This window comes from Pseudonocardia sp. KRD291 (genome assembly GCF_019263595.1).
Classification (GTDB): Bacteria; Actinomycetota; Actinomycetes; order Mycobacteriales; family Pseudonocardiaceae; genus Pseudonocardia.
The window spans coordinates 16,686-37,553 of the sequence record NZ_JADQDD010000005.1; the positions used below are offsets into that span (position 1 = coordinate 16,686).

Here is a 20,868-nt window from a genome sequence, read left to right on the forward strand (position 1 = left end):
GATGAAGATCCCCCATTCCGCGCTCCCGGCGATCAGGACGACGATCCTGCTCGTCTTCACCGCGGCGTCGGCGTTCGTGTTCCTGTTCTTCTGGACCTCCGTGGGCGGCTACGTCCCGGGCTACACCCAGGACGAGTACCGGTCCACGTTCCAGGTTGACCAGGTCAACAACCTGGTCCCGCAGTCGGACGTGACCCTCAACGGTGTCAAGGTCGGCAAGGTCCTGACCATCGAGCCCACCCCCCAGGGGCGGGCCGAGGTCGTCATGAACCTGACCGACGAGAACGCGGTCCCGCTGCACCAGGGCGTCACCGGTCAGATCAACTCGAAGACCCTCGTCGAGGAGACCTACGTGTCCCTCGTCGACGGACGAGGCGCCGAGGTTCCGGCCGACTCGCGACTGCCCGACGGCGCCGTGGCGTCACCGGTACTGCTCGACGACCTGATCCGGACCCTTCCGGAGGACCGACGGGTCGCGTTGGCCTCGACGCTGCAGTCCCTGGGGTCGGCCACGAAGGACACCCAGGCCGGAGTGTCCGGGGCACTGCAGGGCCTCGGGGATCTGGGACGGCAGGGCGGCACCGCGCTCGACGCTCTGGCCGGCCAGTCGAAGGACCTGGAGCTGCTCTCGACGAACACCGCCGCGGTGCTCGCCGCGTTGGACGTGCAGCGCGGTCGGATCGCCGACCTGGTGTCCGACGCCAACGCGGTCACCGAGGTCACCGCCGGTAACCGCACCGACCTGGAGAACACGATCCGGGAGCTGCCGCCGACCCTGGCTGCGGCGAACGACGCCAGCGACGACCTGTCCCGGCTCGCCGGTGGGCTCGCCCCGGTGGCGGCCAACCTGGACCGGGCCGCGCCGTCGCTGAACGCGGCGCTGAACGAGCTGCCCGCGACCACGGCGGATCTGCGCGGACTGCTGCCTGCTCTGGACCAGACCCTGGACAAGGCCCCACCGACGCTGGACCGCGTCCCGGTGTTCTCGCAGGACCTGCAGGACCTGCTGCCCAACGCGGACGCGGCGCTCAACCAGCTCAACCCGATGTTGGAGTACCTGAAGCCCTACGGCGGGGACCTCAACCAGTTCTTCACCAGCTTCGGCTGGACGGTCTCCCGCGGAGACGCCAACGGCACCCTGCTCCGCGTCATGCCGGTGTTCCACGCCCAGTCGTTCAAGGGCAACCCGGTCCCGCTGAACGACGTCCCGCTGCTGGACGACAACAACCCCTACCCCCGGCCGGGGACCCAGGACGACCCGGCCGACGACGCGCCTCCGCCGGTCGTGGCCGACCCCGGCCCGGCAGACCGGCGCCCGGCGCCGGGCCCCGCACCGACCGCGGGGGCGCCGGCACCGGCCCCCGAGGCCGGACCGTCGTCGAGTGCGCCCACCTCGGACGCACCGTCCTCCGAGGAGCAGCCCTCGGGTGGCCTGCTCTCCGGGCTGACCTCGGGAGGCCGATGACCGTGTCGACGATCCGCCGGATGTTCTCGCGACTCCGGCCGACCTCCGAAGGGCGTGGTGTCGCATCAGCGGCGTCGCGCCCTTCGGGGCGTCGCGCCGCGGGCCTGGTGGCCGTGATCCTGGTCGTCGCGTTCGGGGTGGGCGGGATCGCCCAGATCCGGGTGGAGACCGGGGTGGAGTCGTTCCTGCCCTCGTCGGACCCCTCGGTGCAGCGCTTCGAGCAGCTCGCGGAGTCCTTCGGCGGTGATCCGATCGTCGTGCTCCTGCGTTCCGACGAGCGCTCCGGGCTGCTCGACCGCGAGGTCCTGCCTCAGGTGCTCGGGCTCGAGGGCACGCTGTCGCAGTTGCCCGACGTGGCGGGCGTCTACGGGCCCGCCACCACCCTCAACCAGCTCGCCGGGCAGTCGCAGAAGCTGCTCGCCGAGCTGACCGGGCGTCGTGACGGACTCCGCACGCTCGCGGTGAACCAGTCCCGCGCGGCCGGTGAGGGTCCTGCGGCCCAGGCCTCGGCAGGCGACCGGGCCGTAGCCGGGTTCGACGCACGCTACGGCCCGCTGATCGTGCAGGGACTGCCGGTCGGGTTGCCGACGCTGCGCAACCAGCGCTTCATCGACAACTCGATCTACAACTCCTCCGGTGAGCCGCGTCCGCAGTGGCGTTACGTCGTCCCGGACGACCGGTCGCTGGCAGTGCTGGTACGTCCCCGGGAGGGGCTGTCGCAGGCGTCGACCGAGGAGCTGGTCACCTCGGTGCGCGACACCGTGGCAGAGGCCGGGCTGCCGACGTCCTCGACGACCGTCTCCGGCGTCCCCGCGATCACCGCCGCGCTCGGCGCCTCGGTGGACCGGGAGGCGCCGGTGATCGGAGCGATCGCGATCGGTGCGATCGGGCTGTGCTTGTTCCTCGTGCCCTGGACCCGCCGACGCCGGCGGCTGATCCCGCTCGCGGTCACCCTGTCCGCGACCGCGCTGACTCTGTCGGTGCTGGGCTGGGCCGGGTGGCCGGTCTCGCTCGGCGTGGTGGCGTTCCTACCGGTGCTGGTCGGGCTCGGAAGTTACTACCCGACCTACTTCGCCCGCGGAGCCCGTCCGCGCACGGTCCTGGTGGTCGCGATCGGCACAGCCGCCGGTTTCGGCACGCTGGCGCTGTCGCCGCTGCCGTTCGTGCGCGACCTCGGGCTGACCCTGGCGATCGGTGTCGCGCTGGCCGTGGCACTCGGCTGGGTGGTCTACCGGCCGGGCGGGCTCGCCGGCCCGGACCCGGTTCCTGAGGAGCCGCCGCTGCTGCCGTCGGCCCCGGTGCGGTCGCCGCGGCGCAGGCTCGTCCTGGCCGCCGGGGCAGCGCTGGTCGCACTGGCCGGATGGGCGACGTTGCCGTTCCTGCCCCTGCAGACCAGCGTCGACGAGCTCAGCGCCGGCCTGCCCGCGGTGGCCGACGCCGACCAGGTCGAGCGGGTCATGGGCTCCGGTGGCGAGCTGTCGGTCGTGATCCGCGCCGACGACCCGGCGGCGACCGTGCTCACCCCGCAGGCCTGGGAGTGGATGACCCGGGCCCAGGAGACGATCGTGCGCGGCCACGGCGACGAGGCTCGTCCGGCGCTGTCCGCGCCGGCGCTGCTGTCGTTCCTCGGGCCCACCCCGACCCCCGATCAGATCCAGGCCGGGGTGCGGCTACTGCCGCCGTACCTGACCGGCGCGGTTCTGCGCAGCGACGGCCGGGAGTCGGTGCTCTCGTTCGGCGTCCGCCTCGACGACCTGGACCGGCTGCGGACCCTGACCACGGCGATCACCGCCGAGCTGCCGCCGGCCCCGCCCGGGTACACCACGGAGCTCTCCGGTCTACCGGCCGTGGCCGTGCAGGGTTACGACCTGGTCTCGGACGACCGATATCTGGCAGGCACGGCCGGCCTGGTCGCCGCCGGGATCGTGCTGTTCGCCGGCCTGAGCCGACGGACTGCATCTGCGAGCCGCGGGGCAGGCCGCGGCGACGCCGCCCGCGCGGTGTGCGCGGCGGCGCTGGCCACCGGCGCCGAGCTGTTCCTGCTGTGGGTCACGGGCACCCCGTTGAACCCGCTGACGGTCGCACTCGGCTCGCTCACCGCGGCCGTGGGCTGCGAGTTCACGATCATGACGTGTGATGCGGCGCGCGGTCGCGACCCCCGGCTGCGCACCGCGGTGACCCTCGCTGCGCTGACCTCGGGCGCGGGATTCGCCGTACTGGCGGTCTCGCAGCTCGCCCTGATCCGCGAGTTCGGTCTGCTTCTCGCACTGTCGGTGGTGCTGTCCTACGGCGCCGCGCGGTTCGTCGTGCTGGTCTCCCCGCCCGCCGTGACGCCGCCGGTCGACGACCGGCTGGACGAGCGCACCGCGGACGATTCCCCCCTCGTTGGAGTGATGTGATGTCGTCGATCAAAGCCGCCCTCGGTCGCACCCTGGGAAGGGCGGTCCACGCCGTCCGCCACCCGCGGGTCCCGCGCGCCTGGCCCGGCCGGGTCACGGCCGCCGTCGTCGCGCTGGCCGTGCTGGCCGGAGCGGCCGGCGGGGTCTGGTGGTGGAACCAGCGGGTTCCGGACGGGGCCGCCCTGGCGGTCGGCGACCGTGTGGTCACCGTCGCCGATCTCGACGAGCGGGTGCAGACCCTGCGCGCGCTCTACGGAGTGCAGCCGCCCACCGAGGACCCGGCGAAGCTGGAAGCGTTCCGGCGTGACGCCGCCAAGGCCGTCGCGGTGAGCATGGTGCTCGAGGACCGGGCCACCGAGATGGGTGTCGGGGTGGCGGACGCCAAGGTGCGCGCCACCCTCGACCAGTACGTCGCCCAGCAGCTCGGACCGGGCCCGGCCGCGCGCAAGGAGTTCACCACGGTGCTCGGCAACGTGGGCACCTCCGAGGACAAGGTGCTCGCCGAGATCCGCCAGCAGATGGCGATCGGCGACATGTTCAAGAAAGTCACCGACGACGTCACGACCACCGACGACGACCTGCGCGCGGCGTTTCCGCAGTACGCCGAGCGCCTCGGCGCGCCCGAGACCCGGGACCTGCGCAACATCGTTCTGACCAACCAGGCGGCCGCGGACAAGGTCGCCGCTCAGCTGCGCGCGGGTGGTGACTTCGCCCAGGTCGCCCGCACCACGAGCGTGGACAACGCGACCCGCGACTCCGGCGGGGCGCTCGGGAAGCTCAGCTCCCAGCAGCTGCAGCCGGCCTACGCCCAGGCCGCGTTCTCGGCCCCGCAGGGCGGCATCTACGGCCCGGTGCAGAACCAGTTCGGCTGGAACGTGGGCCAGGTCGGCGCCGTGACCCCGGGCGTCCCGGCGAACTTCGACCAGGTCAAGGACAAGCTGCGCCAGCTCGTGGACTTCGACCGGCGGCTCGCGGTGTGGAGTGAATGGATGCGTACCTCGTTGGCCGACGGCGACGTCCGTTACGCCGACGACTACCGCCCGGCCGACCCGGACAGCGCCCCCACCGGGGCCGGACCCGGCCTGCCCGGCGGCAGTGCGACCCCGTCGGTCCCGCCGGCCGGCGGCGGCGGATGAGCGTCGTCCTGGTCTTCGCCGGGCTGGCTGCCGTGCTGGTCGTGATGGGGGAGCTGGGCCGGCGCCACGCGGCGAGTCTCGGTCTCGTGCCGGGCATGCCCGACGAGCACCAGGAGCACCGGATCACTGTCATCCGTCGCGGCGCCATCGTGTGCCTGGCGGTCGGTGTGGTGTTCGCGCTGCTCGCGGTGGCCGCGCCGTTCATCTGAGGCACATCTCGCGCCCACTCACGGGCCCGGCACCTGGTGCCGGGCCCGTCGTTTGCGTGAGGGCTCAGGGGCGGACGCCGGACGGGCGCACCGGGTCGCCGTTCGGGGAGACCAGCATCCAGGTGCCACCGAACTCGACGGTCCCCTGGCCGGCGGTCGAGCCGGGTGCCGTGTCGCCGACGAAGCGGTGCAGCTGCCGACCGGCGTAGGTCACCTGCTCGCCGCCGGCGGCGGACGGCACGGTGCCGATCACGTCGGTGCGCAGCGCGTTCAGCGTGCCCTGTGCCGCGGCCGGGACGCCGTCGGCGGCGTAGAGGGGCCAGCGTTGTGCACACGGGCCACTACAGGCGGGTGCGGCGGTACCCACGCCGTCGGGCACGAGAGCGTAGAGGGCGCGGCCCTGGCCATCGGCCAGGACGAGCCCGGCCGTCGACCGGGTGACGGCCAGCGTGGTGTCGGCGCCGGAGGCGGTGAACGCCGGCTGCGTGGTGGCCGGTCGGTCCGTCGAACAGCCGGACAGCAGGCCCAACGCGGCGACGAGCGCGGCCGGGAGCCGCAGAGCGGCGGGCATCGTGCAGGGAGCGGGCATGGGGTCCTCTCGGGCGGTGCGGGGCAGGTCGTCGAAGTGGTCGGCGCCGGGAGTCAGCGCAGCAGGAGGATCAGGACCCAGGTGGTGACCAGGGCGACCGCGGCGACCGCGAACACGATCGCTCTCGTGTCGATCTCGAACACCCGCCGCCGGTCGCCGTCGGTCCCGAGTGCGGCCTCGGCGTCGGAGAGGCGGGGTGGGCCCATGAAGTCCGAGAGCCGGAACCGCCGGTCGAACTCGTCGCCGGTCTCCACCCCGCGTAGCAGCTCCGCGGCCGGGCCGGTGGCCACGATGCGACCGTTGCACAGCACGGCCAGGGTGTCGCCGAGGGTGCGCGCCAGGGCGACGTCGTGAGTGGTGACGAGCATGGTGGCGCCGGTGCGTTCGTGTTGTTCGCGCAGCGCCGCGATCACCCGCGGGGTGTGCGCGGCGTCCAGGCTGGTCTCGATCTCGTCGAGCACCACCAGCGGCGCCTCTACGGCCAGGGCGCGGGCGAGCGCCAAGCGCTTGCGGGCGTGCGCGGGCAGCTCGGACGGCATTGCGGTGGGTCGGTCGTCGAGGCGCATCTCGCGCAGACGCCGCATGATCAACGCTTCCTGGTCGGACTTCGGTATCCCGCGCTCGCCCAGGCCGTAGCCGACGTTGTCGTAGGCCGAGAGCGAGGCGAACAGGGAGGCGTCGAACAGGGACGAGCCGCCGAGCAGCACGCTCATCCCACGCCGGATCCGGCGCAGCCCGGGCTCACCGGCGGTCCACACGTCGTCGTCGCCGACGCTGATCCGTCCCGCGTTCGGGGGGAACAGGCCGGCGAGGTGGCGGACCAGCGTCGTCTTCCCGGATCCGGACGGCCCCATCAGGACGGTGATGGCGCCCGGCTCGAGCCGCAGGCCGAGCCGGAGCAGGATCGGGGTGTCGTCCAGAACCGTGGTGACCCCGCTGAACTCGACCGCGGGCCCCACGGTCGGGCCCCGTCCGGGGGGTGCTGCGGGCATCGGCGACCTCTCCTGCCCCGCGTGTGCGGCGGGGAGGTGTCAGTACAGCGTTCGCCGATGCCTCCGGTCCCCTTCCGGAAGGGGGATCTCCGTGCCCCCTCCGGACGGTTCCCGGGTCCCGCGGGCCCTGTGCGCGCCTAGCCTTCGCCGCATGACCGAGCTCGAAGCCTCCCCCGGCACTGCGGCGGATCGGCGGGGCGGACCACCCTGGTCGATCCTCGTCTCCGGTGTCGCCTGGGTGCTGACCGCGGTCGCGCTGGTCGTCGCGTGGACGTCGACCGGTGTCGAGAGCACTGCAGACGAGGACACGCTCGGCACCGTCCGTAGCCAGGTGGGAGACGCCGCCGCCGACGCCTCCTCGACGTCGGACGGCCCGGTGACCCCGAGCGTGCTGCTCGTCGTCGCCGTGGTGCTCGTCGCATTGGCGGTCGCGCTTGCGGCCGGACAGCGCTGGAGCCGTTACCCGGCGGTGCTCGCCGGCGTTGTGTCGGTGGTACTGCTCGCCCTGACCGGGCGTTGGGAGACCGTGCCCACGATGGTGCTGCTGGTGGTCGGGACGATCCCGCTGCTGTTGCCCGGTGCGCAGCGCTACCTGCGGTCGCGAGGAGGTACTGCGTGAACGTCCCCGGTTTCGACTGGTTTTCCGACCGAGTGGACTGGGTCAACCTGGTCCGCGGCGCGTCGATCTGCTTCAGCGTGATGGTGGTCGGCGGCCTGGCCGCGCCACTGGGCGCGCGGGTCCCGGTCGTGGGGCCGGCATGGCTGATCCTGACCGCCGTCCTGGCGTTCGTCGTCGCCGGGTACAGGATCGGTGACGCGCCGGACCCACGGGTGCAGGGGGCGGGCGCCGCGGTCGCCGGGTACTTGCTGGTGCTACCGCTGACAGTGTTGGCCACCGGCGCGCTCGACCCACAACAGCTCGTGCTGACGCTCCTCACCGCGATCGTGATGGGCGGACTCGCCGGACACCTGGCCGGGCGCAGCCGGGAACGCCGCGCGGCCTGAGCCGCGGGTCCGTTGGGGGCAGGGAACCACCCCTGCGGAGCGATGTCGGGGCCGGTCGACCTCACGACGATGTCTGGGTCGGTCGACGTCGAAGGAGAATCCGTGTTCCCAGGAACCCACGCGCGCACGCACCCGGACAAGCCGGCCGTGATCGCCCCCGAGTCGGGGCGCACCCTGACCTACGCCGAGCTCGACGACCGGTCGCGCCGGCTGGCCCACGTGTTGCACGAGGCCGGACTGCGCCGCGGCGATCACATCGCGTTCCTCTCCGACAACGCCCCCGAGGTGTTCGAGGTCTACTGGGCCGCGCTGCGCTCGGGGCTCTACGTCACGGGGGTCAACCACCACCTCTCCGCCGACGAGGCGACCTACATCCTCGGCGACTGCGGGGCCCGGGCGCTGGTCGCCTCGGCAGCGGTCGCCGAGCTGGCGGAGGCCGTGTCCTCGCAGGTACCGGCGGTGGACAGGCGGCTCGCCTTCGGCGGCGCGGTGACGGGGTTCGACGACTACGACGCGGTCCTGGGCGCCGCCCCGGACGGCCCGTTGCCCGACGAGCCGCGCGGTGCCGACATGCTGTACTCCTCCGGCACCACCGGACGTCCCAAGGGGATCAAGCCGGCCCTGCCGGACCGGCAGGTGGACGAGCCCGGAGACCTTTACACCGCGGTGTTCGGCCCGATGTACGCCTTCGGTGACGACACCGTCTACTACTCCCCGGCGCCGGTCTACCACGCGGCGCCGCTGCGGTTCGGCGGGATCGTCCACGCCCTCGGCGGCACCGTGGTGATGCCGCAGCGCTTCGACGCGGAGGCCGCGCTGTCGGCGATCGGGACCTACGGCGTCACGCACAGCCAGTGGGTGCCGACCATGTTCGTGCGGATGCTCAAGCTCCCGGACGAGATCCGGGAGAAGGCGGACGTGTCGTCGCTGCGGGTCGCGATCCACGCCGCCGCGCCGTGCCCCGTGGACGTGAAGCAGAAGATGATCGACTGGTGGGGCCCGATCCTGAACGAGTACTACTCGTCGACCGAGGGCAACGGCGTCACGCTGATCGACTCGGCGCAGTGGCTCAACCGGCCCGGATCGGTCGGAAAGGCGGGTCTCGGCGTCATCCACATCTGCGACGACGACGGTACGGACCTGCCGGCCGGCGAGGTCGGCACCGTCTACTTCGAACGCGAGAACGTCGCGTTCGAGTACCACAACGATCCGGAGAAGACCCGCGAGGGACAGCACCCGGGGCACGAGAACTGGTCCACCACCGGCGACGTCGGCTACCTCGACGACCAAGGCTACCTGTTCCTCACCGACCGCAAGGCTTTCATGATCATCTCTGGTGGGGTGAACATCTACCCGCAGGAGGTCGAGGACTGCCTGGCCCTGCATCCGAAGGTCTTCGACGTCGCCGTCATCGGCGTCCCGGATCCGGAGATGGGCGAGCAGGTCAAGGCCGTCGTACAGCCGACCGACGGTGTCCTGGACGGCCCGGAGCTGGCCGACGAACTGCTCGCGTTCGTCCGCGAGCGGATCGCGCACTACAAGGCCCCCCGCAGCGTGGACTTCGTGGAGACGCTCCCGCGCACTGCCACCGGCAAGCTCGTCAAGCACGAGCTGCGGCGTCGCTACCGCGAGCCCTCGACCGCCCTCGGTTGAGCTCCGAGCGCCCCTACGGCAGCCATTGGTGAGACGGATACACCCCCCGGGAGCGATGTGGGCCACCCCACCGGCCCGCGATCCTTCGTCACGTCGCAGAACCGCACGCCGGCTCCGCCGCGTGCCCCACTTCTTCAGGAGATTCACATGGCCTACTTCGCCGACAGCAACGAGGTCGACAAGTACATCGGCGGGGTATTCCGCGCCGCCAACGACCACGCCGAATCCGGTCCGAAGATGCGTGCCGCCGGCCTGAACCTGCGCGTGCTCTACACCGACCCGGACACCGAGATGTGGGTCAAGATGCACGAGCCGGCGATGGAGGTCCACACCGGAGCCGACGACGACAAGGCCGACATCACGCTGATGATGCGCGCCGACACCGGCGACAAGTTCTGGCGCGGCGACTACAACCTCGCCGTCGGCCTGGCCAAGGGCGAGGTCAAGGCAAAGGGCCCGGTCAACAAGATCCTGAAGCTGGTCCCGCTGACCAAGCCGCTGTTCCCGATGTACCGCGACCTGGTCGCGGACAAGGACGCGCAGAGCGCCTGACGGCCGGACCAGTAGAGAAGGAGGTCGCCGACGATGGCGACGATGAAGGCGGTCGTGCTTCGCGAGCCGCACAAGATCGAGGTCATGGACGTTCCGAAGCCGGAGATCACCGATCCCGGTGACGTCCTGATGCGGGTCGACCTCACCGCGATCTGCGGGACCGACCTGCACCCGTTCGAGGGCCGGATCGTGATCGAGGACGACGTGATCCTCGGTCACGAGTTCCTCGGCACGATCGAGGCCGTCGGCTCCGGCGTCAACCTGGTCTCCGAGGGAGACCGGGCGGTCGCCTCCTGCGTCGTGAGCTGCGGTTCCTGCTACACCTGCCGCCGCAACCGGCCCGGTCAGTGCCTCGGCACGATGATCTTCGGTCTGGGGCTGACGTTCGGCAGCCTGTCCGGCGGTCAGGCCGAGTACGTGATCGTGCCGAACGCCGACCGCACCCTGCGCAAGCTGCCCGAGGCAGGCAAGGGCACCGACGAGGACAAGCTCTTCGTCGGCGACATCATGGCGACCGGCTACGAGGCCGTCCGGAAGTTCATCCAGCCCGGCGACACCGTCGCGGTGGTCGGGGCCGGCCCCGTCGGTCTGTGCGCCGCGATGGCCGCGAACGTGCTCGGCGCCTCGCAGACGATCGTCGTGGACAAGGTCGGTGTCCGACTCAAGGAGGCTGAGGCGATCGGCGCGATCCCGGTGAACGCGACCGAGACCGACCCGGCCGAGGCCGTGCAGGATCTCACCGACTGGCGCGGCGCCGACGTCGTCATCGACGCCGTCGGGCATCCGTCGGCGCTGCTGTCGGCCTGCTCGCTGGTGCGCTCCGGCGGTGCGATCTCGATCCCCGGCGTCTACACCGAGGACTCCATCGAGCTGCCGTTCGGCGACCTCTACCTCAAGGGCGTCACCATCGCCCAGGGCGTCGCGAACATCACCAACTACATGGACGAGACGCTGGCCCTGATCGGAGCGGGCAAGCTCGACCCCAGCCGGTTCATCTCGCACCGGATGCCGATGACCGAGGCCGCCGAGGCCTACCGGATGTTTCACGAGCACGAGGCCACCAAGATCGTCCTGGACCCCACCGCATGACGGCCGGGACGACCGTCCGCCACTTCCCAATGCTGATCGGCGGGAAGGCGGTCGACGGCGAGAACGTCCTGGAGATCCGGGACCCGCAGAACGACGAGCTGGTCGCCACCGCGGCGTCCGGCGGCGCCTCCGCGATCGACGCCGCCGTGGACGCGGCACGGGCCTCCTTCGACGACGGCGGATGGTCCCGGGCCACGCCCGCGCACCGCTCGCAGGTGCTGCACGCCATCGCCGACAAGCTGGGCGAGCAGATCGAGGAACTGGTCGAGCTGGAGATCATGGCCAACGGCGCCACGGTGCGTCAGGCCACCGGATTCCACGTCGGCTACGCGGCGCCGCACCTGGCGTACTTCGCCGACCTCGCGGCCCGCTACGAGTTCGAGACGCCGATGCCGCGGGCCAGTTTCCCGGTGCTCGGGCAGTCGACGATGCGCCGTGAGCCGATCGGCGTGGTCGGAGCGATCGCGCCGTGGAACTTCCCCCTGCTGCTGGCGCTGTGGAAGTTCGCCCCGGCACTGGCCGTGGGCAACTCCGTGGTGCTCAAGCCGGATGAGAAGACGCCGCTGACCTCGCTGGAGTTCGGGCGGATCGCCGAGGAGTGCGGCCTGCCGCCGGGCGTGTTCAACGTCGTCCCGGGCCCCGGGCCGGACGCCGGGGCGCGCCTGGCCTCGCACCCGGGTGTCGGGAAGATCGGGTTCACCGGGTCCACCGACATCGGCCGCGAGATCATGCGCCTGGCCTCGGGCACGGTGAAGGCGGTGACCCTGGAGCTCGGCGGCAAGTCGCCTGCCCTGGTCCTCGACGACGCCGACATCGACCTCGCGGTGGACGGCGTGCTCTACGGCTCGATGCTCTACTCCGGACAGATCTGCGAGTCGATGACCCGCCTGCTGCTGCCGGACTCGATCCACGACGAGTTCGTGGAGCGGCTCCTCGAGCGGGCCTCGACGATCCAGCTCGGCGACACCCGGGACTGGGACACGGACATGGGTCCCGTCGTATCGGCCCGCCAGCATTCTCGGATCCTCGACTACATCGAGTCCGGTAAGGCAGAGGGCGCCACTCTTGCCCTCGGCGGCAGGGTCCCCCAGGGCGAACGGTTCGAGCGCGGTCACTGGATCGAGCCGACGATCTTCACCGGCGTGTCCAACGACATGCGGATCGCCCGCGAGGAGATCTTCGGGCCGGTGCTGTCGGTGATCCGCTACGGCAGCGAGCCAGAGGGCGTGGCACTGGCCAACGACACCGAGTACGGACTCGCGTCCTCGGTGTGGAGCACGGACAACTCGCGTGCCCTGGAGGTGGCGGAGAAGATCCAGGCCGGATCGGTCTGGATCAACGACTCGCACCAGATCAACTGTGAGGTGCCGTTCGGCGGCTACAAGCAGAGTGGGGTGGGCCGCGAGCTCGGGCCCCACGCACTCGACCCGTTCACCGAGGTGAAGAACGTGCACCTCGACCTGTCGAACCGCCGCGACGCGCGTCCGTACGACGTACTGCTCAGCCACGCGGACGACTGAGCTCCCGTAGCGCGCCGGCCCGGAGGAGACGCCCTCGTCCGGGCCGGCGCATCTCAACAGACGGATGACGGCCCGTCGGCCTCTCTCCCGATGGGGAGAGACGGACTCCCTCCGCGGAGGATGTCCGGCGCCGCGGTCCCCGACACACTTCCCTGTGACGGTGCGTCACCGATACACGACCCGCTCCGGCCCGCCCGGCGGCGCAGGACCGATCACCGGTCTACCCAGGAGGATGCATGACCGCGACCGACTTCGACCTCGAGATGCAGGCCGACCCCGACGAGATCGTGATGATCCCGGCGACCGCGGAGCGCAAGCCCGACCACTACCCGGTCGACGTCGCCAGCAAGGTGTTCTGGGCCCAGACCTCCGAGGAGCGGGAGAAGACCTTCGAGGTGCTCCGCCGGGAGCAGCCGGTGTCCTGGCAGCGCCCCGTCGACGACGCGGTCACTCCCGACCCCGACGACCCTGGTTTCTGGGCCGTCGTCAAGCACTCCGACATCGTGAAGGTCAGCCGGGACAACGACACGTTCATCTCCGGCCAGGGCGTGCTGTTCGACCTGCTGCCGCCGATCTTCCTGGAGCTGACCCAGTCGTTCCTGGCGATGGACAATCCGAAGCACGACCGGCTGCGCAAGCTGGTGGCCTCGGCGTTCACTCCCAAGCAGGTCAAGCTGATCGAGGAGAAGATCCGGACCGCCGCCCGTGAGATCGTCGACGGGTTCGCCTCCGAGCCCTCCGGTGAGATCGAGTTCGTGGAGCGCTGTGCCGAGCAGCTGCCCACCCGGATCTTCTGCGACATCATGGGCGTTCCGGAACACCTTCGGCTGTCCACGGCCCGCAACGCCGCGGACATCGTGGCGTGGGCCGACCCCGAGACCCTCGCCGGCCGTCTGGCGGACGAGGTCCAGATCGAGGCCGCGACGAACCTGCACGACATCGCAGCCGAGCTGATCGAGGCGAAGAGGGCCGAGCCGGCCAACGATCTGATCACCGCGCTGATCAACGCCGAGGTCGACGGCCAGGCGCTGGACGACTTCGAGATCGGCGCCTTCTTCGTCCTGATGGCGGTGGCCGGAACCGACACCACCAAGCACACCTCCAGCCTGACCGTTCGGGCCATGACCCATTTCCCGGAGCAGCGGCAGTGGCTGATGGAGGACTTCGACGGACGGATCAACAACGCCATCGAGGAGTTCATCCGCTTCGCCAGTCCGGTCATGACGTTCCGCCGGACAGCGGTCGCGGAGACCGAGATCGGTGGCCAGACGATCATCCCCGGTGACAAGGTCGTGCTGCTCTACCCGTCCGGCTGCATGGACTCCGAGGTCTTCGACGAGCCGCACAAGTTCGACCTGTCCCGGGAGAACGCCCGTGACCACGTCGGATTCGGCGGTGGTGGGGTGCACTTCTGTCTGGGCAACCAACTTGCCAAGTCGATGCTGCGGGCCCTGTTCCGTGAGCTGCTCACCCGCATTCCCGAGTTCGAGGCCGGCGAGCCCGAGCTGCTCGGCACCAACTTCATGCGAGGCGTCAAGCGCATGCCGTTCCGATTCGTCCCGGAGAAGTGATCATGAGTCTTCAGGTCGTACTGGACCAGGACAAGTGCAGCGGTCTCGGGCTGTGTGAGGCCGAGGCGCCGGAGATCTTCGAGGTGCGCGAGGACGGATCGCTCGCGGTGCTGGACGAAACCCCGGCAGACGAGCACCGAATGGCTTGCGAGGCCGCTGTCGCCGCCTGCCCGACCGAAGCCCTGAGGCTCATCGAGAGTTGACCGCGGCTCCCCACGCGGTCCCACCGCCCCGGTCTCCGGCCCCCGACGGAGACCGGGGCGCTCGTCTTGCAGAAAGGAGGGCCCCGCGATGACCGTGGACCATCTCGTCGTCGTCGGTGCTTCGCTGGCCGGGATCCGGGCTGTCGAGTCGGCACGCAAAGCCGGTCACACCGGGCGGATCACGCTCGTCGGCGCGGAGGAGCACCTGCCCTACGACCGGCCACCCCTGTCCAAGGCGTTCCTGGAGGCGTCCGAGGAAGCGCCGGCCGACCCTCGTTTCCGTACCGAGGAACACCTGCGCGACGAGCTGGGAGTCGAGCTGCGCCTCGGCGCCCCCGCCACCGGGTTGGATCCGAAGGCCCGCCTGATCGCTCTGGACGACACCGAGATCGGCTATGACGCGCTGGTGGCGACGACGGGAGGGACGGCGCGCCGGCTTCCCGGCACCGACGGGATCGCCGGAGTACACACGTTGCGGACCTGGGACGACGCCGTCGCCGTCCGCTCGGCGTTGGACGCGGGTGCGCGCACCGTTGTGATCGGGGCCGGATTCATCGGCTCCGAAGTCGCCAGCGCAGCCCGTAAGCGCGGCCTGCCGGCCACCGTCGTCGAGTCGCTCCCCGTGCCGCTGGTCCGGTCCGTGGGTGAAGACATGGGACATGCCTGCGCGTATCTGCACAGAGCGCACGGGACCGACCTGTTCTGCGGGGCCACCGTGCTGTCTCTCGAGCAGGTCGACGGTCGGGTGACCGGCGTACGGCTGGGCGACAGGAGCACGGTTCCGGCCGATCTGGTCGTCGTCGGGATCGGGGTGGACCCGAGCACCGGGTGGTTGGAGGGATCCGGGCTCGAGGTGCACGAACGCGACCACGGCGTGGTCGCCGACGCGACATTGCGCTGCGCGGACGGGGTGTACGCCGCCGGCGACGTGGTGCATTTCCCGAACAAGCTGTTCGACGGGGAGATGATGCGCCTCGAGCACTGGACGACGGCCGCCGAGCAGGGAGCCCTCGCCGCTCGCAATGCGCTGGACCCGGACCACGCCACCGAACTCGGCACGGTCCCCTACTTCTGGTCGGACTGGTACGGAAGCCGCATCCAGTTCGTCGGTCGTCCGCAGGCCGACGAGATCCGAGTGATCAGCGCCGAGACCGGCGACGCGCGGTTCCTCGCCCTGTACCGGAGGGCGGACCGGCTCGTCGGCACGATCACCATCGACCGGCCGACCCAGATCATGAAGTACAAGCGACTGATCGCGACGCGGGCGAGCTGGGCCGAAGCGCTGGAGTTCGCAGGGGTCGGCTGATCAGCCCGGCCGGCCCGTCGATCCGGCCAGATTTGTCGTGATCCGCCCGGGGCGACGACCGCGCTCGGCGCGATGCGGTCGACCGCCCCGACGGAGTCGGTTCAGGACGGGTCGACGAAGAAGTCGAGCTCCGGGTCGGGCCCGCCGCCGTACGCGGAGAAGTCGGTGACACCCGCCTCGCTCAGCACATCGACGTCGATGAAGGTCTCGCCCGTCCGGCCGGCGGGTAGCTCCAGCACCGCGAGCGCAGCGTCCGCCATGATCTCGGGCGACCGTGCGCGGGATGCCGCGTCCCCGCCGCCCAGCAGGTTGACCACGGCAGCGGTGGCGATCGTGGTCTGCGGCCACAGGCAGTTCGCGGCGATGCCGTCCTCCGCGAACTCGGCCGCCCAGCCGAGCGTCAGCAGGGTCATGCCGTACTTCGACAGCATGTACGCCGGAAATCTGCCGAGCCAGTGCGGTGCGAGGTTGATGGGCGGTGAGAGCGTGAGTACGCGGGCGCGATCGGAGGCGCGCAGGTGTGGCAGTGCGCTGGTGGTGAGAAGGAACGTTCCGCGCGAGTTGATCTGTTGCATCAGGTCGTAGCGCTTCGGGGTCAGCTCGGAGGAACCCGCGAGGTTGAGGGCGCTGGCGTTGTTCAGCACGACGTCGATGCCACCGAAGCGATCAGCGGCGGCATTCACCGCTCGCTCGACGTCTTCCGGGTTCCGCACGTCCCCGACGACCGCCAGCCCCTTACCTCCGACCTCCTCGATCTGCTGGACGGCGGTGTGCACCGTGCCCGGCAATCGCGGATCCGGCTCGTCGGTCTTGGCGAACACCGCGATGTTCGCACCTCGCCGGGCAGCGGCCAATGCGACTGCCAGGCCGATGCCGCGGCTGCCTCCTGACATGAGGATCGTTCGTCCGGTCAGTACATCGGTCGAGGTGTCGTTCACAGGAAACTCCGTTTCGCCGCGGTCGTCACACCAAGTTAGCAGTCAAGCCTGACTGTTTTTCGACCGGTCTCCGGTCTCGACGCCGAGTCGCTCACGGGCCATCCGCCGCCACATCGGCAGGTGTGGGTCGGATACCGGATCTCTGTGGCTCAACGTGTAGGTGATCGCTACGCCCCGCATGCTGGTGAACAGCAGCTCGCGCGTCTCGGGGAACGCCGGGTGGCTGCTGTGCACGGGGCCGAACATCGTCGCGACGACGTGCTCGATGGCGGTGCCCAGGCGCTGTTCTTCGGGCTGCAGGCTGCGGCGAATCTCGTCGTTCGTGCGAGCCACCGTCCAGAGTTCCATCGCCGCCCAGAAGTAGGGCTGCCGGAAGGTCTCCCAGAGAAGCTCTGTCGCGCGGTCGACCCGTTCGACACCGTGCGTGCGCCCGTAGCTCGACTGGGTGACCCACTGCTCCATCTCGGCGATCCGCTCGCCTGCGAGATGCTGTGAGGCGGCCACGAGCACTGCCTCCCGGGACGGGAAGTGATGGAGGAGCCGACCACGTGAGACGCCGGCTCGTTCCTGGATGGTCACGGTGGTGGTCCCCGCGTAGCCGGACTCGACCAGAAGCTCCACGGCGGCATTCAGGATCAGTGCGCGGCTGCTCGCACTCCGTTCGCCCTGCGTCCGTCGAGCGAGGGGTCCGTTCGGAGCAGCGGCCATGCGGACAACGATATCCGCGTCGTCGGTACGAAGTCGGGCCGCTGTTCAGCCGGTGACGTCGCGGCCGATCAGTGTGCGGGCGACGATCCACTGCTGAAGCTCGTTCGCGCCCTCGAAGATCTCCAAGATCTTGGCGTCTCGGAACATCTCCTCCAGCCGCACCGACTCTCCGCTCTCGGAGACTCGGCGGGCGAAGCCGAGTGCCCCGTGAATCTGGATCGCCTCACGGACCAGGTCGTTGGCCAACTTCGTGCCGTAGGCCTTGGCCATCGCGGCCTCCGGCTCTGCCGAGCGGTCGCCGCGATCGAGGAGGGTGGCTGCCTTCTGGTAGAGCGTGCGCGCGCACTCGATCTCGGTGGCGCGCTGCGCCATCGTGAACTGCCAGTGCTGCATCGCGCCGAGTGGTCCTCCGAACACCTGGCGTGTTCGCAGGCGTTCGACGGCCAGGTCGAGCGCGGCCTGGGCGACGCCGACACCGGCTGCGCCGATCCCGATCCGGCCGCGCACGAGCGCGGACAGTGCGACGCCGAGCCCCGCTCCCGGCTGCCCGAGCAGATTCGACCGGGGGACGTGTACGTTCTCGAAGACGATGTCGGCGGTGATCTGGCCACGGTGGCCCATCTTCAGATCCGGTGTCCCGATCCGCACGCCGGGCGACGACAGGTCGACCAGCAGCATGTGCGCGCGGTCGCTGTCGGCTCCGGCCCGGACCAGTACCGAGACCCAACCCGCGACGACGCTGTTGGTGATCCAGCGCTTGCGACCGTTGACGACGAAGCCGTCGGGGGCCTCCTCGGCGACGGTCTGCATCCGCTCGGCGGTGAGGTCGGAGCTGGTCTCCGGCTCGGTCGTGGCGAACGAGAACGCGACCCGGCCGGAGGTGAGCTCGGGGATCAACCGCGCACGCAGGTCCTCACTGGCGAACGCGAGCGTCTGCGGGACCAGGATGCACTGACCATCGAAGACTCCGGCCATCGACGAAGAGTGATAGGCGATCTCCTCGGTGACCGTGCACGTGCCGAGCATGGGGAACTCGAGCCCCCGGCCGAAGTCCGATCCGAACGGGACGGCGAACAGTCCCTCGTCGGCCAGACCGCGGAACGCGTCCCAGGGAAAGGAGTCAGCAGACTCCTCGCGCGAACCGATCTCGCGGGCGAACGGGACCAGGCGCTTCTCGACGGCTGCGCGAGCCTCGCTGCGCAGTGCGACGGTTTCCTCCGGCAGCCAGACGTCGTGGGTCATCCGGTCCTGGGTCCGGGGGACGGTCGAGTCGATGGTCGTCAACGGGCACGCTCCTCGTCGGTGAGATCTGCACAGTACCAGTCACAACTGACTGTTTGTGAAGCGGAAGGTGCCCGTTGACTGCGAGGCGAGTCGTGTCGCGACCGACCGAACCGCAGCGCCGCGGGCTTTGGCCCGGGTGTCTCGCGAGTCGTGACGGGCGTGAATCAGCTACTCGAAAGGCCCGCTCATGGCCGCGTGGCCGAGACCTCTGTGGAACGCCTCCGGCGTGGCCTGTCGGCCCGGTGGCTTCGCACGGCCGGTCTCACGGTCAAGGGCGCTGTGCGTCGCCTCCGGCGACAGCCCTTCGGGCTGCCCGTGGACCGCGAGCCTCGCCGGCCGTGCGGGGACGCCTTGCGGCGGCGGGGTACAGCGTCCCGCCACCCACAAGGGGTACCCGGGCCGACACAGGCCCGACGTCATCGGGAGGCCAGCATGAGCACCAGCCAGAAGACCAGCACCGACAGGGGCCAGGACATCGAGCGCAACGACGGGTTGTCGTCGGTGATGAGCGTGGGGGTCCGGGTGGCGGGGCGAGTGCCGACCCGGGTGGATCTGCGGTTCGCTGGGACTGCGGAGCAGCAGATCGGGTTGAGCCTGGGGACGGTGCTCGCTCTTGCGCCGACGTTCGTGGCCTCCTTCGTGGCCTCCACTGCAGGCGCACGGTGGTCTCTCCTGTGCACGGTGGTCCGCGTGACGTGCACGGATGGACTCCGCGGGCACGGTACTTCCGGTGACGGAAATACTCGTGATGCGTAGGTCGGGAGTTCGACTCTCCCAGGCGGCTCTCCAGGTCAGAGGCCCATTGAGGGTCCCTGGCCGCCCCTCAGGAGCCGGTTCGTGGCCTCCCGGTCGTCTTGGCGTCAGGTGATGGCCTCCGCGAAGCGCTCCCGCCCACGTCGGCGGGGATCGATCTCCTGGCTCCGGAGCAAACTCCGCTGCTGCGGGATCGCCTTCCGCGTACTCGCACGGACACCCGCCTGACCGGGTCCCGGCGGGTCGACCAGGCGGCTGGAAACCCGCCCACCGGGCGCCTCACCCGCGACTGGTGAAACGCCGCAAGCGCAGGCTGTTGCCGACCACGAACACCGAGCTGAATGCCATCGCCGCCCCGGCGATCATGGGGTTCAGCAGCCCCAGCGCTGCCAGGGGTAGGGCGGCGACGTTGTAGGCGAAGGCCCAGAACAGGTTGACCTTGATCGTCGCCGGTGTGCGCCGGGACAGCCGGCACCAAGGAGCTGCTGGACGGGGTCGGTGCAGGGCTGACCGGCGAGCTTTGGTCGGGTTTGCCGTCAGGGCGCGGTCAGCGTCCGCTCCAGGTCGTCCAGGACGAGGTTGGCGCCGGTCGGGCCGATGGCCAGCATCCAACTGTCGTCGGGCACCTCGAAGGCCCGGCCGGCCCGGACGGCGGATAGCGAGCGCCACAGTGGTGACGCGGAGAGCTTCGGCACGTTTCCGTAGGTCGTGGCGTAGACGACGTCGGCGTCGGCCTGCCCGATCTGCTCCGGCCCGATCTCGACGAAGGCCTTGGGCGCGCTGCGCACGATCTCCGGGCGGGCGAACCCGGTGTCGGTCAGCACCGAGCCGACGAATGAGCGGGGGCCGTACAGCCGCAGGTCCTCCGGGGTCTGCCGGATCACGCTGACCGTTGTCTGCGCGGCGTTCACCCGGCGGCCGAGCTCAGATGTACGGGTCTGATACGCGGTGAGCAGGCGCTGCGCCTGCGGCGCCCGACCCAGCGCGTCCGCATAGAGGCGCAGGTTGTCCTTCCACGCGTCGCCGGTGCGCTCGGAGAGCACGGTCGGCGCGATCGCCTGCAGCTGCGGGTAGATCCGCTCGTGGCGCAGCTTGCTGGATAAGATCAAGTCCGGCTGCAGGGTGGCGATCGCCTCCAGGTCCGGGTCCTGGATCGTGCCGACGGTCTTGATCGCCCCCGGCACCACCTTGCCCTGCAGGAACGAGGGCAGCTCCTCGGACACCGACGCGCGGGTCGACCCGACCGGGGTGACACCGAGCGAGACGGCGGCGTCGAGCTCCTGGGTGTCCAGCACCACAACGCGACTCGGCTGAGCGGACACCGTGCTGACGCCCATGGCGTGTGCGACCGGGCGTCCGTCCGCGGGGGCGCTGGAATCGGAGGCACCGCAGCCGGTGATGAGCAGGGCGACGGCGCCGAGGGCCGCGACCGTTCGGGCGACAACAGACACGGCGTGGAGTAGACCAAGAGCCGGTAAAGAAGGCAAGGCTGACCT

The 20,868-nt window shown here is 70.5% G+C and carries 20 protein-coding genes and 1 pseudogene; 14 read left to right on the forward strand and 7 right to left on the reverse strand.

Features of this window, described 5'->3' with window-relative positions; all coding sequences use genetic code 11:
• Position 1 precedes the first annotated feature (1 nt).
• The 4 genes from I4I78_RS01835 (at position 2) to I4I78_RS01850 (ending at position 5,209) form a co-directional block, all read left to right on the forward strand.
• Entirely contained in the window at positions 2–1,465 is a 1,464-nt protein-coding gene (locus I4I78_RS01835; protein ID WP_218609389.1) for an MlaD family protein, read from the forward strand.
• Positions 1,466–1,572: 107 nt separating this feature from the next.
• Complete coding sequence (locus tag I4I78_RS01840; protein ID WP_218609390.1) at positions 1,573–3,864, forward strand: RND transporter; 2,292 nt, start codon at positions 1,573–1,575, stop codon at positions 3,862–3,864.
• A complete protein-coding gene (locus tag I4I78_RS01845; protein ID WP_218609391.1) occupies positions 3,864–5,000 on the forward strand; it encodes a peptidyl-prolyl cis-trans isomerase in 1,137 nt (378 codons plus the stop codon). The genes I4I78_RS01840 and I4I78_RS01845 overlap by 1 nt, the downstream gene beginning before the upstream one ends.
• Complete coding sequence (locus I4I78_RS01850; RefSeq protein ID WP_218609392.1) at positions 4,997–5,209, forward strand: hypothetical protein; 213 nt, start codon at positions 4,997–4,999, stop codon at positions 5,207–5,209. The genes I4I78_RS01845 and I4I78_RS01850 overlap by 4 nt, the downstream gene beginning before the upstream one ends.
• Before the next feature lie 64 nt (positions 5,210–5,273).
• On the opposite strand, the gene I4I78_RS01855 is transcribed toward I4I78_RS01850, so the two are convergent.
• Positions 5,274–5,798, reverse strand: coding sequence for a hypothetical protein (locus tag I4I78_RS01855; protein WP_218609393.1), 525 nt, complete (start codon positions 5,796–5,798; stop codon positions 5,274–5,276).
• 53 nt (positions 5,799–5,851) lie between these two features.
• Complete coding sequence (locus I4I78_RS01860; protein ID WP_218609394.1) at positions 5,852–6,790, reverse strand: ABC transporter ATP-binding protein; 939 nt, start codon at positions 6,788–6,790, stop codon at positions 5,852–5,854.
• 151 nt (positions 6,791–6,941) lie between these two features.
• Between I4I78_RS01860 and I4I78_RS01865 the strand changes: the two genes are divergently transcribed.
• From I4I78_RS01865 to I4I78_RS01905, 9 genes are all read left to right on the forward strand, one after another.
• Complete coding sequence (locus tag I4I78_RS01865; RefSeq protein ID WP_218609395.1) at positions 6,942–7,409, forward strand: hypothetical protein; 468 nt, start codon at positions 6,942–6,944, stop codon at positions 7,407–7,409.
• Positions 7,406–7,795 (forward strand): hypothetical protein, encoded by a 390-nt coding sequence (locus I4I78_RS01870; protein WP_218609396.1) that lies wholly within the window; start codon positions 7,406–7,408, stop codon positions 7,793–7,795. Before I4I78_RS01865 ends, I4I78_RS01870 begins: the two co-directional genes overlap by 4 nt.
• A gap of 102 nt (positions 7,796–7,897) precedes the next feature.
• Positions 7,898–9,448, forward strand: a complete 1,551-nt coding sequence (locus I4I78_RS01875) for an acyl-CoA synthetase (RefSeq protein ID WP_218609397.1) — start codon at positions 7,898–7,900, stop codon at positions 9,446–9,448.
• A 147-nt stretch (positions 9,449–9,595) separates the two neighbouring features.
• On the forward strand, positions 9,596–10,000 hold the full coding sequence (locus I4I78_RS01880) for an SCP2 sterol-binding domain-containing protein (protein ID WP_218609398.1): 405 nt from the start codon (positions 9,596–9,598) through the stop codon (positions 9,998–10,000).
• 33 nt (positions 10,001–10,033) lie between these two features.
• Positions 10,034–11,089, forward strand: coding sequence for an alcohol dehydrogenase catalytic domain-containing protein (locus I4I78_RS01885; RefSeq protein ID WP_218609399.1), 1,056 nt, complete (start codon positions 10,034–10,036; stop codon positions 11,087–11,089).
• Complete coding sequence (locus I4I78_RS01890; RefSeq protein WP_226378931.1) at positions 11,086–12,609, forward strand: aldehyde dehydrogenase; 1,524 nt, start codon at positions 11,086–11,088, stop codon at positions 12,607–12,609. The genes I4I78_RS01885 and I4I78_RS01890 overlap by 4 nt, the downstream gene beginning before the upstream one ends.
• Positions 12,610–12,845: 236 nt before the next feature.
• Entirely contained in the window at positions 12,846–14,180 is a 1,335-nt protein-coding gene (locus I4I78_RS01895) for a cytochrome P450 (protein ID WP_226378932.1), read from the forward strand.
• Positions 14,181–14,182: 2 nt separating this feature from the next.
• Positions 14,183–14,383 (forward strand): ferredoxin, encoded by a 201-nt coding sequence (locus I4I78_RS01900; protein WP_218609400.1) that lies wholly within the window; start codon positions 14,183–14,185, stop codon positions 14,381–14,383.
• 88 nt (positions 14,384–14,471) lie between these two features.
• On the forward strand, positions 14,472–15,689 hold the full coding sequence (locus I4I78_RS01905) for an NAD(P)/FAD-dependent oxidoreductase (RefSeq protein ID WP_218609401.1): 1,218 nt from the start codon (positions 14,472–14,474) through the stop codon (positions 15,687–15,689).
• A gap of 101 nt (positions 15,690–15,790) precedes the next feature.
• Here I4I78_RS01905 and I4I78_RS01910 read toward each other — a convergent pair whose 3' ends face one another.
• From I4I78_RS01910 to I4I78_RS01920, 3 genes are read right to left on the reverse strand one after another with little or no spacing between them, the layout of a single operon-like run.
• Positions 15,791–16,627, reverse strand: a complete 837-nt coding sequence (locus I4I78_RS01910; protein ID WP_308251851.1) for an NAD(P)-dependent oxidoreductase — start codon at positions 16,625–16,627, stop codon at positions 15,791–15,793.
• Between the two features lie 42 nt (positions 16,628–16,669).
• On the reverse strand, positions 16,670–17,335 hold the full coding sequence (locus tag I4I78_RS01915; protein WP_218609402.1) for a TetR/AcrR family transcriptional regulator: 666 nt from the start codon (positions 17,333–17,335) through the stop codon (positions 16,670–16,672).
• Positions 17,336–17,380: 45 nt separating this feature from the next.
• Positions 17,381–18,619, reverse strand: a complete 1,239-nt coding sequence (locus tag I4I78_RS01920; protein WP_218609403.1) for an acyl-CoA dehydrogenase family protein — start codon at positions 18,617–18,619, stop codon at positions 17,381–17,383.
• Positions 18,620–19,051: 432 nt separating this feature from the next.
• Between I4I78_RS01920 and I4I78_RS01925 the strand changes: the two genes are divergently transcribed.
• Positions 19,052–19,375: a hypothetical protein gene (locus I4I78_RS01925; protein WP_218609404.1), complete on the forward strand. Its 324-nt coding sequence runs from the start codon at positions 19,052–19,054 to the stop codon at positions 19,373–19,375.
• A 276-nt stretch (positions 19,376–19,651) separates the two neighbouring features.
• On the opposite strand, the pseudogene I4I78_RS01930 reads toward I4I78_RS01925, so the two are convergent.
• Together I4I78_RS01930 and I4I78_RS01935 are read right to left on the reverse strand one after the other, a co-directional pair.
• Positions 19,652–19,864 (reverse strand): annotated as a pseudogene (locus I4I78_RS01930) (hypothetical protein); the annotation flags it as partial.
• A 44-nt stretch (positions 19,865–19,908) separates the two neighbouring features.
• Positions 19,909–20,823: an ABC transporter substrate-binding protein gene (locus I4I78_RS01935; RefSeq protein WP_218609405.1), complete on the reverse strand. Its 915-nt coding sequence runs from the start codon at positions 20,821–20,823 to the stop codon at positions 19,909–19,911.
• Positions 20,824–20,868 lie beyond the last annotated feature (45 nt).

Excerpts from the sequence above, each read along its gene's own strand:
- I4I78_RS01835 (WP_218609389.1), top strand. The coding sequence starts at position 2 with ATGAAGATCCCCCATTCCGCGCTCCCGGCGATCAGGACGACGATCCTG.
- I4I78_RS01845 (WP_218609391.1), top strand. The coding sequence starts at position 3,864 with ATGTCGTCGATCAAAGCCGCCCTCGGTCGCACCCTGGGAAGGGCGGTC.
- I4I78_RS01850 (WP_218609392.1), top strand. The coding sequence starts at position 4,997 with ATGAGCGTCGTCCTGGTCTTCGCCGGGCTGGCTGCCGTGCTGGTCGTG.
- I4I78_RS01855 (WP_218609393.1), bottom strand. The coding sequence starts at position 5,798 with ATGCCCGCTCCCTGCACGATGCCCGCCGCTCTGCGGCTCCCGGCCGCG.
- I4I78_RS01860 (WP_218609394.1), bottom strand. The coding sequence starts at position 6,790 with ATGCCCGCAGCACCCCCCGGACGGGGCCCGACCGTGGGGCCCGCGGTC.
- I4I78_RS01865 (WP_218609395.1), top strand. The coding sequence starts at position 6,942 with ATGACCGAGCTCGAAGCCTCCCCCGGCACTGCGGCGGATCGGCGGGGC.
- I4I78_RS01880 (WP_218609398.1), top strand. The coding sequence starts at position 9,596 with ATGGCCTACTTCGCCGACAGCAACGAGGTCGACAAGTACATCGGCGGG.
- I4I78_RS01885 (WP_218609399.1), top strand. The coding sequence starts at position 10,034 with ATGGCGACGATGAAGGCGGTCGTGCTTCGCGAGCCGCACAAGATCGAG.
- I4I78_RS01890 (WP_226378931.1), top strand. The coding sequence starts at position 11,086 with ATGACGGCCGGGACGACCGTCCGCCACTTCCCAATGCTGATCGGCGGG.
- I4I78_RS01895 (WP_226378932.1), top strand. The coding sequence starts at position 12,846 with ATGACCGCGACCGACTTCGACCTCGAGATGCAGGCCGACCCCGACGAG.
- I4I78_RS01900 (WP_218609400.1), top strand. The coding sequence starts at position 14,183 with ATGAGTCTTCAGGTCGTACTGGACCAGGACAAGTGCAGCGGTCTCGGG.
- I4I78_RS01905 (WP_218609401.1), top strand. The coding sequence starts at position 14,472 with ATGACCGTGGACCATCTCGTCGTCGTCGGTGCTTCGCTGGCCGGGATC.
- I4I78_RS01915 (WP_218609402.1), bottom strand. The coding sequence starts at position 17,335 with ATGGCCGCTGCTCCGAACGGACCCCTCGCTCGACGGACGCAGGGCGAA.
- I4I78_RS01925 (WP_218609404.1), top strand. The coding sequence starts at position 19,052 with ATGAGCACCAGCCAGAAGACCAGCACCGACAGGGGCCAGGACATCGAG.